Annotated in this window: 16 protein-coding genes; 2 read left to right on the top strand and 14 right to left on the bottom strand. The window is 68.9% G+C overall.

Features of this window, described 5'->3' with window-relative positions; genetic code table 11:
- Positions 1-67: 67 nt before the first annotated feature.
- The 8 genes from C1746_RS01635 to C1746_RS01600 all read right to left on the bottom strand — a co-directional run bounded on the left by C1746_RS01635 (position 68) and on the right by C1746_RS01600 (position 6619).
- Entirely contained in the window at positions 68-844 is a 777-nt protein-coding gene (locus C1746_RS01635) for an HAD-IA family hydrolase (protein WP_116712964.1), read from the bottom strand.
- On the bottom strand, positions 837-2660 hold the full coding sequence (locus C1746_RS01630) for a PEP-utilizing enzyme (RefSeq protein WP_116712963.1): 1824 nt from the start codon (positions 2658-2660) through the stop codon (positions 837-839). Before C1746_RS01630 ends, C1746_RS01635 begins: the two co-directional genes overlap by 8 nt.
- Before the next feature lie 56 nt (positions 2661-2716).
- Positions 2717-3829 (bottom strand): PEP/pyruvate-binding domain-containing protein, encoded by a 1113-nt coding sequence (locus C1746_RS01625; RefSeq protein ID WP_116712962.1) that lies wholly within the window; start codon positions 3827-3829, stop codon positions 2717-2719.
- The gene (locus C1746_RS01620) at positions 3826-4068 is read right to left on the bottom strand and encodes a EutN/CcmL family microcompartment protein (protein WP_205711639.1); all 243 of its coding nucleotides are present in this window, start codon (positions 4066-4068) and stop codon (positions 3826-3828) included. Before C1746_RS01620 ends, C1746_RS01625 begins: the two co-directional genes overlap by 4 nt.
- An 11-nt stretch (positions 4069-4079) precedes the next feature.
- Complete coding sequence (locus tag C1746_RS01615) at positions 4080-4427, bottom strand: BMC domain-containing protein (protein ID WP_116712960.1); 348 nt, start codon at positions 4425-4427, stop codon at positions 4080-4082.
- A 9-nt stretch (positions 4428-4436) separates the two neighbouring features.
- Positions 4437-4730, bottom strand: a complete 294-nt coding sequence (locus C1746_RS01610) for a BMC domain-containing protein (RefSeq protein ID WP_116712959.1) — start codon at positions 4728-4730, stop codon at positions 4437-4439.
- 75 nt (positions 4731-4805) lie between these two features.
- Positions 4806-5639, bottom strand: coding sequence for a DODA-type extradiol aromatic ring-opening family dioxygenase (locus C1746_RS01605; RefSeq protein WP_116715524.1), 834 nt, complete (start codon positions 5637-5639; stop codon positions 4806-4808).
- Between the two features lie 11 nt (positions 5640-5650).
- Positions 5651-6619: a DODA-type extradiol aromatic ring-opening family dioxygenase gene (locus C1746_RS01600; RefSeq protein ID WP_116712958.1), complete on the bottom strand. Its 969-nt coding sequence runs from the start codon at positions 6617-6619 to the stop codon at positions 5651-5653.
- Positions 6620-6827: 208 nt separating this feature from the next.
- Here C1746_RS01600 and C1746_RS01595 point away from each other — a divergent pair, with 208 nt between their 5' ends.
- Positions 6828-8750: a trypsin-like serine protease gene (locus tag C1746_RS01595; RefSeq protein WP_116712957.1), complete on the top strand. Its 1923-nt coding sequence runs from the start codon at positions 6828-6830 to the stop codon at positions 8748-8750.
- Positions 8751-8806: 56 nt separating this feature from the next.
- Here C1746_RS01595 and C1746_RS01590 read toward each other — a convergent pair whose 3' ends face one another.
- Both C1746_RS01590 and C1746_RS01585 read right to left on the bottom strand, forming a co-directional pair.
- A complete protein-coding gene (locus C1746_RS01590) occupies positions 8807-9133 on the bottom strand; it encodes a DUF5615 family PIN-like protein (protein WP_205711638.1) in 327 nt (108 codons plus the stop codon).
- Positions 9130-9549 (bottom strand): hypothetical protein, encoded by a 420-nt coding sequence (locus tag C1746_RS01585; RefSeq protein WP_162867267.1) that lies wholly within the window; start codon positions 9547-9549, stop codon positions 9130-9132. The genes C1746_RS01590 and C1746_RS01585 overlap by 4 nt, the downstream gene beginning before the upstream one ends.
- Positions 9550-9641: 92 nt before the next feature.
- Between C1746_RS01585 and C1746_RS01580 the strand changes: the two genes are divergently transcribed.
- The gene (locus C1746_RS01580; RefSeq protein WP_116712955.1) at positions 9642-10727 is read left to right on the top strand and encodes an ATP-dependent DNA ligase; all 1086 of its coding nucleotides are present in this window, start codon (positions 9642-9644) and stop codon (positions 10725-10727) included.
- A gap of 21 nt (positions 10728-10748) precedes the next feature.
- On the opposite strand, the gene C1746_RS01575 is transcribed toward C1746_RS01580, so the two are convergent.
- The 4 genes from C1746_RS01575 to C1746_RS01560 form a co-directional block, all read right to left on the bottom strand.
- Complete coding sequence (locus C1746_RS01575) at positions 10749-11168, bottom strand: hypothetical protein (protein ID WP_116712954.1); 420 nt, start codon at positions 11166-11168, stop codon at positions 10749-10751.
- A 44-nt stretch (positions 11169-11212) separates the two neighbouring features.
- On the bottom strand, positions 11213-11791 hold the full coding sequence (locus C1746_RS01570) for a TetR/AcrR family transcriptional regulator (RefSeq protein WP_162867266.1): 579 nt from the start codon (positions 11789-11791) through the stop codon (positions 11213-11215).
- Between the two features lie 74 nt (positions 11792-11865).
- A complete protein-coding gene (locus C1746_RS01565) occupies positions 11866-13062 on the bottom strand; it encodes a cation:proton antiporter (RefSeq protein WP_116712952.1) in 1197 nt (398 codons plus the stop codon).
- Positions 13059-13547: a cation:proton antiporter regulatory subunit gene (locus C1746_RS01560; RefSeq protein ID WP_116712951.1), complete on the bottom strand. Its 489-nt coding sequence runs from the start codon at positions 13545-13547 to the stop codon at positions 13059-13061. Before C1746_RS01560 ends, C1746_RS01565 begins: the two co-directional genes overlap by 4 nt.
- Positions 13548-13642: the final 95 nt, after the last annotated feature.

The raw sequence follows: 13642 nt of genomic DNA, 5'->3' as shown, positions 1-13642 counted from the left end.
AGGGGGCACGATCGGGGGCTAACCCACATAGGTGGAGCAATCTGCACGATCGTGTCGAATGGCGGGGTCAGAGGAGGGCTCGTGGGACGGCGAAGACCCGCGAGGCCGACGGGCGGTGGGCACCCGTTGGCTGAGGCGGAGAGGTCCCCACCTGCCGACAGACCTCCGCGATCGAGCCTGCTGGATCCGTCACGTCGAACAGCAGCGTCTGCATCCCCGCACGGCGAGCGCCGTCCAGGTTGGACTGCAGGTCATCGACGAAGAGGCACTCCTTCGGCGTGACGCCGATGGCCTCCGCCGCTCGCCGGAACGACGACACGGCCGGCTTCAGCTCGCCCATCTTGGCGGCCTCGAGCACCCGGTCGAACCAGGCCAGCTCAGGAAACGCGGTCGGCCACTCGTCCCCGAACCAGTGGGCCATGTCGTTGGTGAAGGCCACCACCCGGGCCACGGACGCCAGCCGTGGGAGAACACCCGCGAGCTGTGGCCGCACCCGCGAGCAGGTTCGCCACAGCTCGCCGAGGTCCAGGTCCGGCCGTCTGACCGTCAGATCGGCCCAGTACTCGCGCTCCTGGCGCTCGCCGCGCTCGACGGTGGCGTAGGCCTCCTCCGCCTCGAACGGGCCGCCGGGGAACCCCGGCACCGCCACGCTCTCGAACAGGGTCGGGATCACCACACCACCCATGTCGAGTAGCAGCACCGGCGGCGTCGCCGGGGTCCCGCGGCGACGGGCCCGCGCACGATCACGCACGCCCTTGAGCCGACCGGTCTCCCAGTGCTCCGGGCGGCGCGCCGGCGCACCCGCACCGGCGTCGACCGCACAGGCACAGCCGGGATCAGCCATCCAACACCGTCACCGTCCCGTTGTCGCCATCGACCCGGACCAGCTGACCGGTCTGGATGGTCGACACCGCCTTCCCGGTCCCCACCACGGCCGGCAGTCCGTACTCGCGGCACACGATGGCCGCGTGGCTCATGATGCCGCCGACGTCGGACACGGTGGCGGAGACCTGGGAGAAGATCGTCGACCACGAGGGGGAGGTGGCGGGGCAGATCAGGACCTCGCCCTCCTCCACGGCGTCGAGCTCCTCGACCCGCTTGACGACCCTGGCCCGGCCTTCCACCACGCCGGGTGAGCCCGCGATCCCGCGCAGCACCTGCTCGTCGCCCTCGTCGTCGGCCAGCCACTCGGCCACCGTGTCGGTGGTGATCCCCCAGAGCATGACCGTGAACGGCTCGGTCACCTCGGCCGGGGGTGGTCCGAGTGCCTCAGGGGCGTCGTAGGCGTCGAGGGCCTGCCAGATCTCGCGGCGTCGGGCGACGATCGGCCGCCAGTACGCTGCGCCCCTCGACGCAGCGCCGACCGACCAGGCCGCCACCACGTCGTAGATCAGGTCGGCGACCTCGGTCCGGCGCAGGTAGAACATGTCCTCGGCCTCGTCCAGACCGCCCATGGCGGCCAGCGTGGCGCCGACCTCCTTGGACTTGGCCCAGAACGTCGCCCACATCCAGTGCTCGATGTAGAGGACGTGCTCCTCGATGTAGACGAACACCTTGCGGGCCAGCGCCACCATCTCGTCGAACGCCCCCTGGTCGTCGGCCGCCAGCAGCTCGCGGTACTCCCCGGTGATCCGGTCGCGCTCCGCGAGCACGTGCTCGGTGGGTCGATCGAGGTCGTCGCCGGCCTCGATCCGAGTGACGTAGTCCCGGATGGCGGACAGTGGCAGTCGCGGGTCGTCCTGCCAGGTCGGGTAGGTGTGGTACCCGCCGGGGTGGCCGGGGTCGGTGTTGAACAGGAACCACGGGTCCTCCGTCCGGCGGTAGTCGGCAGCCCACTCCTGCCCGGCCTCCGAGTCGTTCAAGGCGCTGAACAGCGCCTCGGGATCTCCGGCGTGGTCGGCGAGCACGGCGGTCAGGTTCAGCCGGACGGCCTCCTTGGCCAGTCGCTTCAGCTCGTCGTCGGGCCGGTACAGGTCGACGTGCAGCCCACCGACCATGCGGCTGATCGTCTGGTCGGGGATGTCGGGAAAGGCCTCTTTGCAGAAGCCGAAGAAGGTCAGGTAGGCGGCGTACCCGATGTTGAGCAGCTCGAAGTGGAACTGGTAGGTCTCGTACATCGTGGTGATGAGCGTCGAGAAGTTCTCGATCATCTGGTAACCGCTGGACGTCCCGCGGTGGGAGGTGACGACGCTCTCGTCCTCGAGCTCGGGCAGCACCGAGAAGTCCAGCCCGCGGATGGTCTCCAGACGATCGGTGACCTTGGTCTTCCACTCCTCGTAGATCTCGTCCCAGTTCTCGTAGTAGTGGGAGGCGCGCTTGCCGAACTCCTCGGCGCGAGCCTCGATCTGGTCAGGTGGCGCGGGCACCGGGCTGACGTAGAGGTAGCCGTTCAGGACCCGCTGGTCGACGCCGAAGGCTGGCGGCATCGAGAAGATCCGGGTGTTGAAGGCACCGAGCGCCTGCCACCAGCACTCGCACTGGATCTCGTCGTAGGGATACAGCGCGCCAGGATGGTGGAGGCGGTCCTGGAACCAGAAGGTCTGGGTGTCGGCTTCGCGGCGCTCCTCGCCGAAGAGGTGGTAGTAGCTGAACATGTCCTCCCACCCGTCCGCGCCGTCGGGGGTGGGGACGTCGAAGGGGTCGGGGAATCGCTGGGCCATTGGTGCTCCTGTCGTGGGCTGATGCTCGGGGAAGGCTGGTGTTCGGGGTGACGGTCTCAGGTCGTGGTCCAGCCGCTGCCTCTGGAGAGGGTGTCCACGATCGAGCCGAGGGCGCTCTTGCCGCCGGTGATGCTCTCGCGGGGCTTGTTCGCCCAGATCGTCTCAGGTCGGGCCTGCAGCAGGTGGATGCTCGGGGTTCCGTCGGGGCCGGGCGCGACGGCGAACTCACCGTCTTGTGGGGTGCCGGCCTCGCGCTCGATCACGCGGGCCACGGCGACGAGCTGGCTGATCTGGTCCGATGTCAGGCACGGCCGGGTTCGCGCCGACTCCTCGACCGCTTCGCTGACCGTGCCCTGACCGGTGGTCAGGTCCTGGACCAGCCGCTCCGGCTTGGTCGCGATGCTGCTGGTCGCGACATCGCCGGTGATCTTGTCCACCACCCAGCGGTCCGGATCAGCGGTGCCGCTGACCAGTGGCTCACCGAGCCCCCAGACGGCTTCGACCACGATCTTGGAGCGGTCGCCGTTGACCGGGTTCAAGGTCATGAAGACCCCGGCTGCGGTGGCTGGGACCATGTGCTGGACCACCACCCCCATCGGCGTGACCGGCTGGACCGAGTTGGCCCGATAGGCCACGGCCCGGGATGTCCACAGCGAGGCCCAGCAGTCACGGACCCGGCTCACCACTGCGTCAGCACCACTGACCCAGAGGAAGGAGTCGTGCTCGCCCGCGAAGCTCGCCTCGGCGGAGTCCTCGCCGGCGGCGCTGGACCGGACGGCGACCGGTACCGGTTCGCGGGGCTGGTCACCGTCGCTCTCACCCAGGGCGGCGTACGCCGCTCGGATCGCCGTCTCGATGTGAGCCGGCAGATCGAGGCCGGTGATGACCGCACGGGCCTGGGCTGCCGCCGCCTCGAGGCCACTGGGCGAGGCGTCGGCCTCAGCGACGAGGTCCGCGATCCGGCCGAGGACGTCGGGGCCCACCGCGGTCTCGAACGCGGCGGTCGTCACCGCGAAGGCACGTGGCACGGTGGCCCCGGTGTCGGTCGCACAGCCCGCGAGGAATGCCAGGCCCGCACCCTTCCCGCCCACCTCCTCCGCGGATGGGGCGGAGGTGGCCTCATCCAACCAGCGGATGATGCCAGCGTCTCCCGTTGTGGGCCCGGTCATGTCGTCGGTCTGCGGACGTCGTCGTCGGTGTCGGCAACCCGGGCCACGACCAGCGCGTCGACCGCGAACCCAGCGAGCGTGATCGCGGCGTCATCGGTCACCACCAGCACCAGGTCCCCGGTCGCCACGTCGATGGTGTCCGTCGCCACGAGTTGTCCCCCATCGGCGGACTCGATGGCCACCATCCGACGACCGTCGAGCTGACCGAGCTGCCGGTCGGCCCAGACTCGTCCGGTCACTCGGCCCAGGATCATGAGCCGCTGGCCTCACCGGCGTCCAGGAGTTCCCGGCTGCCATTGTCCAGGAGCCCTGCCGCGTCGTCATGTGGTTTGGGATAGATCTGGCTCGATCGGAGGTCGCCGTACTGCTCGACGGCGGCCGAGCCGGCGGCCAGTGCCTGGCGGACGGCGGCGACCTCGCCCTGCACGGCGGCGGCGAAGTAGCCGCTGGAGACCCGCTCGACGCCGATGCAGGTGACGTCGGCGGTCTTCATCATCGCCTCGATGCCGGCGGTGAGCGGCACGATGCCCCGGGTCTCGATCAGGCCGATGGCGCCCGCGTAGACGGTGCGTTGTTCGGTTGCTGGACTGGCAGACATGGGTGCTCCTTATCCGTCGATGATCGACGTGTTGGCCGCGATCGCGGCGACGGGGTCGGCGGGTGAGGCGAAGATGATCGACTTGACCGTTCCTCCGCCGACCGCGCGAGCGGTCTGGACACCGATCTCGACGGCCTCCTCGACCGTGGCCAGATCGCTGCGAAGCGCGACGGAGACGATGCCGCCGCCCAGGCGCATGACGCCGGTGACGGTGACGTCGGTGGCCTTGGTCATGGCGTCGACGGCGTCGAAGATCGGGACGAACCCCTCAGCTTCGAGGAATCCGACGGACTGGTTGCTCATGGCTGGTCCTGTCTACTGGTCGGGTGGTGGAACACGTGGTGGGGAACCTGACCTCGGCGTTGGGGAACCTGACCGTCATGGCAGCCCCCAGTGCAGGACGGCGCCGCCGGTGCCCCACACGGGTGCGTAGGCGAGCAGGTCGGCCGGTGTGTCGAGGATCCCGGTCCCTGCCAGGAAGGCCAGCCCGCGACCCTGGGAGTCGGCGACGGCTTCACGAGCCCACGCCTCCCGGACGGCCATCACGTCTGATCCTCGACCTTGCACCAAGAGGTCGAGCACCCGTCGGTTCCACCGGTCGTGGTCCGGGGACAGGATGTGATCCTGTTCCGGCGTGATCCACTGCTGGATCAGCCCCGCGGAGAGGCCGGAGACCACGACCAGTGCCACCCGCTTGCCCTGCGCCCCCGCGGCACGGACACCGAGGGAGGCCAGTTGGCCCATCACCTCGGCGGGTGCGTAGAGATTGCAGGACACCTGGGCGCCTGGCAGCCGACTGTCGGGGTCGGCCAAGTTGCGCGCGACGATGGTGCCGACGTCGATGGGGAACCCCTCATAGCGAGTCCGTCGAGCCTGAAGTCCGGCGTCGTCGATCTCGTCGGCCCAGGCGGTGGCCAACTCGACGTCCATGGGCAGGTCGTAGTCGAGGTGGCCGAAGTCGTAGTCGTACCAGTTCTCGTCGACGTGGTGGCCCGTCGGGTTCGGGTCCAGTTGGACCTGGTGGCCGAGCACCGTGAACCACTGCGTGGAGAGGGTCAGGACGACGTCGGGCTTCGCTGCCGCCAACCGCTGACCGACCTCTTCGACGGCCCTGCGGAGTTCGACCCACCCCGGGGAGGCATCCGAACCCTCGGCCAGCAGGTGTGGCATCCCGGGCAGGTATGCGGCCCCGACGATGTGCCCCTCAGTCACGGCCCCCTCAGTCACGGCGTGGGCTCCCACTCGATCACGGCGTTGCCCGTCCCGATGATCGTGCCGTAGGCCAGGACGTCGCCGGGAACCTCGGGCCAATCCATGGCCGACAGCAGCCACGACAGGCTGCCCGCTTTGGTCTCGGACTCGGTTGCTGCGATGTGCTCGTCGATCAGGTGCGACCGCAGGTCGGCGGTGCGGCCGGCCCGAATCGCTTCCAGCAGCACCATGTCCGCCGCGTACTGCTTGTGGGACCAGGCGTGCTCGGCGGCCATGTCCTCCGGCAGGTCGGGTTCGGTGTCCCAGTGCAGGTGCGACAGCGAATTTGACCCTGCCAGCACCGCCCGGCGGCCGGTCTGCTCGATCGCGATGCGAGTGGCCTCGCCGAGCGTCTCCATCTGCTCCAGTCCGGCCGCGGCGTAGTAGTACGGGTTGTTGTTGGCCGAGAGGCTGACGACGGGGATGTCCCACTCGGGGTTCAACAGATGGAGTGCCCCGATGGTGGCGTAGTCGACCCGCACGCCCGGCACGCGCATCTTGGAGGTGACCAGGCCCATGTCGGCAGCGGTGTCCGCGATGGCCTCCGCCAGCTCCACGTCGGTGTCGAAGGCGTAGTCGTACCGGAAGAGGTGGGGGAAGATGGGCTCGACCGAGCGGCCTCGGACGTGCGGCACGCAGTTGACGTGGTGGCCCACCATCGTGATCCAGTGCGGCGCGTGGACGATGATCACGTCCGGCCGATGCACCTCCCGGATCCGCCGACGGACCTCCTCGTAGGCCCAGCGGAGGGTCTCCCAACCGCCGGTGGACCGCGGCTCGTTCTGTGGCGGGTTCTCCGCGTACACCAGGTGTGGCGGGTGTGGGGCGAGGTATCCCGCGACGATGCCGGGACCGTCGCCACCACGGCCGTGGTCGGCCGCGACAGGCACGTCCGCCTCCACGCGACCAGCGAGCACCGGAAGGCGGAAGACGTGGGACATCACACGTCAGGAAACGGCAAGAAGCGGCAAACGTCACGAGAGGTGTCCGGCTATGCCGGACGGCCACACACCCGAACGGCTACAACACCCAAACGGCCACAACACCACGGTGGGATTGTCGGACAGTCCGTGATAGACCTCTGGCGTGGTCACCCGGCCGATGACAAGGGGGGCGGGCTGACTCCGGCACGACGAGGAGGACCAGATCATGACCCGCAGGCGAATTCTCGCGGCCGCGGCAGTCTCGCTGCTGATCGCTGTCGCGCTCCCCGCAGGCGCAGCCCAGCGGACGGCGCTCGGCCCACCGGATCGGCCCTGGAACGTGGGGCAGGACGATGACGACGGGTTCACCATCATCAACGGTGAGCCGGCGACCGAGGGCGAGTTCCCCTCAATCGTGGCGGTCTTCTTCGAGGTCGACGGGGAGTTCCAGCAGGGGTGCGGCGGCACGGTGGTGGCTCCGACCTACGTGCTCTCAGCGGCCCACTGCTTCGACTTCGACACCGAAGAGACCGTGAAGGTCATGGCCGGGACCCTCAACTACGAGACCTCCCCGACGCCCCTGCTCGATGTCGAGGCGATCATCAGGCACCCGAACTGGGACCCCAACGCCTTCGTCAACGACGTGGCCCTGCTCCGGTTGGCTCAGCCGACCGACCTGCCCGCGCAGCCATTGGCCAGCGACGCGGCGCTCAGCGATGCCCCGGGTGACTTCGTCGTGGCCGGATGGGGCACCACCAACGCCGAGGGAACCGTCGCCTCGCCGCAACTGCTCAAGGTGACCACGCCGTTCGTCGCCGACGATGCACCCGCCTGTGCGGAGCAGTTCATCGACCCCCTCCGCCACCTCTGCACCGGGGACCCGACCGACGACCCCGCTGCCCCCGGGAACGACTCCTGTGCCGGAGACTCGGGTGGTCCGCTGATCCGCGACAACGCCGGGACGGCGGAGCAGTACGGCATCGTCTCCTTCGGTGGGCAGTTCTGCGGCGTCGAGTTTGCCGGCGTCTACACCGAGCTGGACCAGTACCTGGGTTGGGTCACGGGCGTCCTGGCTGGTGGGGACGGCGCCGAGGACCCCGACAACCCGCCTCCGCCCCCGCCGCCCGCCCGGGGGGACCGCTTCGCCCCGGACACGCCGACCGACTCGGTGGCGCTCGCAGAGGAGCTCTCCTCGTTCTTCTTCTTCGAGGCGGCGATGCTGGCGCGCTCCGACGAGTTCGCCGATGCCCTCGGCGGGACGGCGCTGGGCGGCACCTTCCCGACCTTCTACGTCGACCAGGATCGGGCGCTTGCCCAGAGCACCATCGACGCGATCGTGGCCGGCGCGCCACCGGCGGACACCGGCACCGACACTCCGCCAACGCCCGTCTACGTCCTCGGCGGCGTCGACGCCATCCCCGCCACGGTGGACGCTGAGCTGCGGGAGGCCGGCCTCGAACCGATCCGCTTGGACGGCCCTGAGCGGACCGCAACGGCCGCGGCGGTCGCCCAGGCGGCTCTTGACCAGTTCGGCGATGATGGCCGGCCCTTCCTCGACGCCGTGGCCGTGGCTCGCGCCGACGACTGGGCCGATGCGCTCACCATCGGCCAGCTCAGTGGTGAGTTCGCCTGGCCCGTGCTCCTGACGGACACCGATCAGCTGTCCCAGCCGACGGCTGACTTCCTGATCGACCTGCAGCCCAGCACCGTGTACGTCGTCGGCGGCGAACTGGCCGTCTCGGACGGCGTTGCCGGGCAGATCCAGGGTCTCATCGGTGGCGGCACGGTGACCCGGCTGGGCGGCCTGACCCGGACCGAGACGGCGGTGTCGATCCTGCAGGAGAAGGAGCGGATCTTCACCGAGGAGCTCGGCGACGCGCCCCTCGTCGCGGCCTACGCCATCAACCTGCGCAACGACGGCGCTTACGCCTGGGCGTTGGCCGCCACCACGTTCGCCGGCTTCGGCGGCTTGTTCCTGCCGCTCGAGGGTGAGACGGGTGAGATCCTGACCTTCGATGTCGATGCGGCGACGTGCGGGCTCGGCCTGGACGTCATCGCGATCGGTGGGACCGATGCCGTGACCGAGGAGTCCCTGCAGGCCCTGGTGGAGGCGTCCAACCGGGACGGGTGCACCGAGCCGACGGGCTGAGGGCCGGGCGAACGGCCGCGCACGAGGTTTCTGCCCCATGACGTTGCGGACAAGGCTCAGTGTGGCCAATGCGGTCCGAGGTATGGATCGGGGTTGGCATCGGCCCATGAGGCGAGGATCGTGGCGAGGTCGTCTGCCTGTGCGCCTCCGGGTCGGAGGTTCCGTTTGAGCACGAACAGGAGGACGATGTCGCGTTCGTTGACGTAGTCAGCGACATTCTCGGTGACGACTGCGTAGCCGTTTGCTCGGGCGAACTGCGCCACGTCGCTGTCGGGTGCCCCTCGAAGGCCCACCTCGTTGACATGGGCAGCGTCGTGACCGCGGTCGTCCCGGAGGAGGTTGGCGGCTGTCGGAGGGAACATCTCGTCCAGGAGGATCTTCACGCGAGAAGCGACCGGCGGGCCTCCGTTGCGGCTTGGGCGTCACGGATCGCCGTCTCGTTCGCTTCGATCCGCGCGGTGATGGCCGCCGGGTTGGCTGCGCCGTACGCGAGTGCCGCTCGAATGTTCCGCGGGTGCAGTCCCGTCTCCGCTGCCAGCAGTCGGATGCGGGCCTCCTCAACACCCTCGAGTTGCCGGAGTCGCGCAACGATCTCCCACACATCAGGTCCACCGGCGAGCGCCGCGCGGCGGTCGTGCGGAGGGCCGGTATGAACGATGCCGGGGTAGTCGATCGTGTCGATTCCCTCGTGTATGAACCGATCCAGCAATGCGGTCGCGCTGATGCCTTCGCGTCCGGCCTGGCGGGCGAGGCGGTCACGAGTGGCCTGGCTCAACCTGTACGAGGTGCTTCTTGACATGTAGCACATTGTACCTCTGTGCAGCGCGCTGAAGCGGTCTGGCGTCGGCGGTGATGGCGACCTCGGGGGGAGGAACAACTAGGATCGCGGCCGTGGACCTGCCCGTGATGCCGCCCGTCAAGCCGATGTTGGCCAAGCTGGCCAAGACGCTGCCAGAGGGGGAGTTGTCCTACGAGCCGAAGTGGGACGGGTTCCGCTGCATCGTCTTCCGTGACGGCGACGAGATCCTGATGGGTTCCCGCAACACCAAGCCGTTGGATCGCTACTTCCCCGAGATGGCCGGCCCGCTCAAGGCCAGCCTGCCGCCGCGGTGTGTGGTCGATGGCGAGTTGATCGTGGCCGTCGACGACAAGCTCGACTTCGATGCGTTGGGCCAACGCATCCACCCGGCCGAGTCGCGGACGACGATGCTCGCCGAGCAGACCCCAGCGGACCTGATCCTCTTCGACGTCCTCGCCCTCGGTGATGACGACTTGACCCAACGACCCTTCGCGGACCGCCGTCAGGTGCTGGAGGGGATGGCCGAGGGGTTCGCCGACCGGGATCACGCCCCACGGGTGTTGCTGGCCCCCGCGACCCGGGATCGCGCTCGCGCCATGGAGTGGTTCGAGGCGTTCGAGGGTGCCGGGCTGGATGGCCTGATCCTCAAGCCGGTCGATGCCCCCTACGCCTTCGACAAGCGCAGCCAGTTCAAGCTCAAGCACGTCCGGACCGCCGACTGCGTGGTGGCCGGGTACCGGATGCACAAGAGTGGTGATGGTGTCGGCTCGCTGATCCTGGGACTCTTTGCCGATGACGGCGCGCTGTGGCACGTCGGCGTGGCCGCCAGCTTCACGGCCAAGCGCCGGGCGGAGCTGATGGACGAGGTGGCCCCGTTGGTCCTGGACGACATCGCGGACCATCCCTGGGCGTCGTGGATGGAGGCCGAGGCGCACGAGGACGGCTCGATGCCGGGTGCGCCGAACCGCTGGTCAGGCGCCAACGGACGCGATCACTCCTGGGTGCCGCTCCGGCCCGAGCGGGTCGCGGAGGTCCGGTACAACTGGGCGACGTCGGGTCGCTTCCGCGGGACGACCAAGATGGTCCGCTGGCGTCCTGATCGAGATCCCGAGTCCTGTCTGGCGGAGCAGTTGGCGGAACCCGAGTTCGTGCCCCTCGAGCGGGTGCTCCGCGCGTAGGGGCTGAAAGGCGGGCCCGCCTCAGGCGGCGACGGGGGTCACGATGACGTTGAGTGGCGTCCGTGCCATGGCGCGGCGCCAGCTGCGACGGCCGACAAGACGGCTCGGGACGGTGATCGCGGTTGCCTCCGAGGCAACCGCAGACTCGATGACCGCACGTCCGTCCGGGACCTGATCGGTCACGGATGCCGCCGCGTGATCAGCGCCGATGAAGGCTCGGACACGATCGAGGGTCGCGTTGATGTAGGTGGTCTCCGCCTCGTGGAGCGCAAGCTCCTCCGACGCGGCGTACTGCCGGATGTGTGCGCGGTCGCTGTCGCCGAGGTGCACCAGGACGGTCGCACGGCCGCCGTGGTCGATGGCGTCCTTGGCCAGGCCCAGCGTTGACTCGTAGTCCTCCATCGTGTCGACGACGGCAAGGATGTGGTCTCGTGGTTCCATTGCGGTGTTCCTCCTCTGAGGTGTGGTGGGCTGGTTCACGTGCTTCATGACTGGTGTCGTGGGAGGCTCAGGACGAGGTCCCAGAGGTACTGGTCGGACACGGGCGCGCCGGTGAGCAAGAGGCGGTAGTAGACGGGGCCCAGAAGATGGTCCAGAAGTCGGTCGATCTCACGGTCATCCGGCTCGGGACCGACGACATCGCGCACCAGTCCGCCGGCGACCTGTCGGCGCTCGGCCCAGAAGTCGGCGAAGGCAGCCGCCAGTTCGGCGTTGCGAGCGGCCTCACCGATCACGCCAGCGACAAGGCTCCCGAAGTCGGAGTGCCGGTTCACGCGGACGACGTCCTGCAGGAAGACGAAGAGGGCGAATGAGGGATCGTCATCGGCGGGGATCGGCACGTCGGTGCTGGCGATGTGGGACAGCAGGGCGCGAGCGAGCTCGAACTTCGAACTCCAGCGGCGGTACAGCGTGTCTTTGCCGACGCCAGCGGTTCGGGCGATCTCCTCCATCGAGGCACCCGTGAAGCCACGACGTCCGATCACGTCGCGGGCTGCGGCGAGGATCGCGCGATCGGCGGCGGGATCGCGGGGCCTGCCACGTCGGGTGGTCGTTGGGGCAGTCACAACACTTACCATACAGTCCCGTTTGGTAAATTCACCGAAGAGAATCTGAACGTCCGACCAGTCTCTGCCCCGAGTCAGGTGGTCGCTGCTGACCGTGTCGTCGCCCACCGCCGCAGGTCGTCGGCGAACCGCGCCAACACCGAGCCTCCGACGGCCAGCAGCAGGACGTAGGTCGCGGCCAGCGGCCCGATCTCGGGCTCGATTCCACCAGAGACGGCGAGGCCCGCGATGACGATCGAGAACTCGCCGCGCGCGATCAACGTGGCACCGGCGCGGATGCGACCAGGACCGGCGATGCCTGCTCGACCCGCCGCCCACCAGCCCGTGGCGTACTTGGTGAGGGCGGTGACGACGGCGAGCCCGATCGCGGGCAGCGCGACCGCTGGGATGTCAGCCGGGTCCACGCCCAGTGCGAAGAACAGGAAGAAGGTGGCGGCGAAGATGTCCCGCAGCGGGGTGAGCTGCTCGCGAGCCCGTTCGGCCACCTCTCCCGACAGGGCGATCCCCACCAGGAAGGCACCGACCGCACTGGAGATCTCGATCTGCTGGGCCAGCCCCGAGACCACCAGGACCAACCCGAACACCATGAGCAGGAGCGCCTCCGACGAGCCGGTTCCGACGGCGCTGGACAGGGCCGTGTCGAAGCGGAGCAGCAGCACCAGCACGATCGCGAGGACCCCGGCCGCGATGGCCAGACTGGTCATGCCTCCTGACCCGCCGAGGAACACCACGGCCACGATCGGCAGGTACAGGGCCATGACCAGATCCTCGATGACCAGCAGTCCGAGGACCACCGGGGTCTCCCGGTTCCCCATCCGACCCAGATCCGACAGCACCTTGGAAATGACACCTGAGGAGGAGATGTAGGTCACACCACCCAGGAGCACGGCCGCGGGCCAACCCCATCCGAGGATCAGCGCCAGCGCGACACCGGGCAGGCCGTTGGCGACCAGATCGACCAGCCCCGCGAGGGCCTGGGTGCGGACACTGCGCCCCAGCTCCGCGGGGGTGTACTCGAGTCCCAGCATGAACAGCAACAGCAGGACGCCGATCTCGGCCCCGAGCGCGGTGAACTCCTCACTCAGATCCAGCGGGGCAAGGCCGCCCTCGCCGAACGCCAAACCCGCCAGGAGGTAGAACGGGATGGGCGAGATCGACAGCCGATGGGCGAGCCTCGCCAGCAGGGCCAGGCCGACGAAGACCGCGCCGAGTTCGAGGTAGATGAGGGCAGCCTGCGCGGCTCCCTCACCCGCGGCGGCCGCCAGGATCATGGGCCGTCGCGCAGCAGGTCTATGGCCCGCGTGATCCCCTCTGGCGTGCCGACGACCACCAGGGTGCTGTCAGCCGCCAACGGCTCGTTGGGTTCGGGGGAGGGCACGGTCTTCTCGCCGGCGATCACGGCCACGATGGACACGCCCGTCCTCCGTCGCAGGTGGGTCTCGGTGATCGTCCGTCCGGCGCACCACCAGCTGTCCGTGACGTGCAGCCAGTCGATGGCCAGGCCCTCGACATCCTGCTGCAGCTCGTCGAGCGTCGCGTGCACCTGGGAGCCACCCAGCAGTTCCGTGAGACCAGCGCTCTCGTTGGCTTCCAGCGAGACGACCTCGGAACAGGCATCGGGGTCATCGGAGGAGTAGACCAGCAGCTCCTTCCGGCCGCTCAGATGCGTGATGACCCCGACACGCCGACCGTCCTCGGTCAGGAAGTCGTGGCGCACCCCGACACCGGGGAGCTTGGTCTCATCGAAGTTCACCATGGCTGCTCGTCGGCCCTCTCATCACCTCGGGGAGTCCAAATGTAGCGACGTCATCAGCCGAAACCTGTCTGTAGCAAGCTGGTGGTTGCATGGCG

It is taken from the genome of Euzebya tangerina (genome assembly GCF_003074135.1).
GTDB lineage: Bacteria > Actinomycetota > Nitriliruptoria > Euzebyales > Euzebyaceae > Euzebya > Euzebya tangerina.
The sequence above is the reverse complement of the archived record's forward strand: the minus strand, read 5'-3'. Positions and strand labels throughout refer to the sequence as shown.

Coding starts and splice junctions, on each gene's coding strand:
- C1746_RS01635 (WP_116712964.1), bottom strand. CDS start 844: ATGGCTGATCCCGGCTGTGCCTGTGCGGTCGACGCCGGTGCGGGTGCG.
- C1746_RS01630 (WP_116712963.1), bottom strand. CDS start 2,660: ATGGCCCAGCGATTCCCCGACCCCTTCGACGTCCCCACCCCCGACGGC.
- C1746_RS01625 (WP_116712962.1), bottom strand. CDS start 3,829: ATGACCGGGCCCACAACGGGAGACGCTGGCATCATCCGCTGGTTGGAT.
- C1746_RS01615 (WP_116712960.1), bottom strand. CDS start 4,427: ATGTCTGCCAGTCCAGCAACCGAACAACGCACCGTCTACGCGGGCGCC.
- C1746_RS01610 (WP_116712959.1), bottom strand. CDS start 4,730: ATGAGCAACCAGTCCGTCGGATTCCTCGAAGCTGAGGGGTTCGTCCCG.
- C1746_RS01600 (WP_116712958.1), bottom strand. CDS start 6,619: ATGTCCCACGTCTTCCGCCTTCCGGTGCTCGCTGGTCGCGTGGAGGCG.
- C1746_RS01595 (WP_116712957.1), top strand. CDS start 6,828: ATGACCCGCAGGCGAATTCTCGCGGCCGCGGCAGTCTCGCTGCTGATC.
- C1746_RS01585 (WP_162867267.1), bottom strand. CDS start 9,549: ATGTCAAGAAGCACCTCGTACAGGTTGAGCCAGGCCACTCGTGACCGC.
- C1746_RS01575 (WP_116712954.1), bottom strand. CDS start 11,168: ATGGAACCACGAGACCACATCCTTGCCGTCGTCGACACGATGGAGGAC.
- C1746_RS01565 (WP_116712952.1), bottom strand. CDS start 13,062: ATGATCCTGGCGGCCGCCGCGGGTGAGGGAGCCGCGCAGGCTGCCCTC.
- C1746_RS01560 (WP_116712951.1), bottom strand. CDS start 13,547: ATGGTGAACTTCGATGAGACCAAGCTCCCCGGTGTCGGGGTGCGCCAC.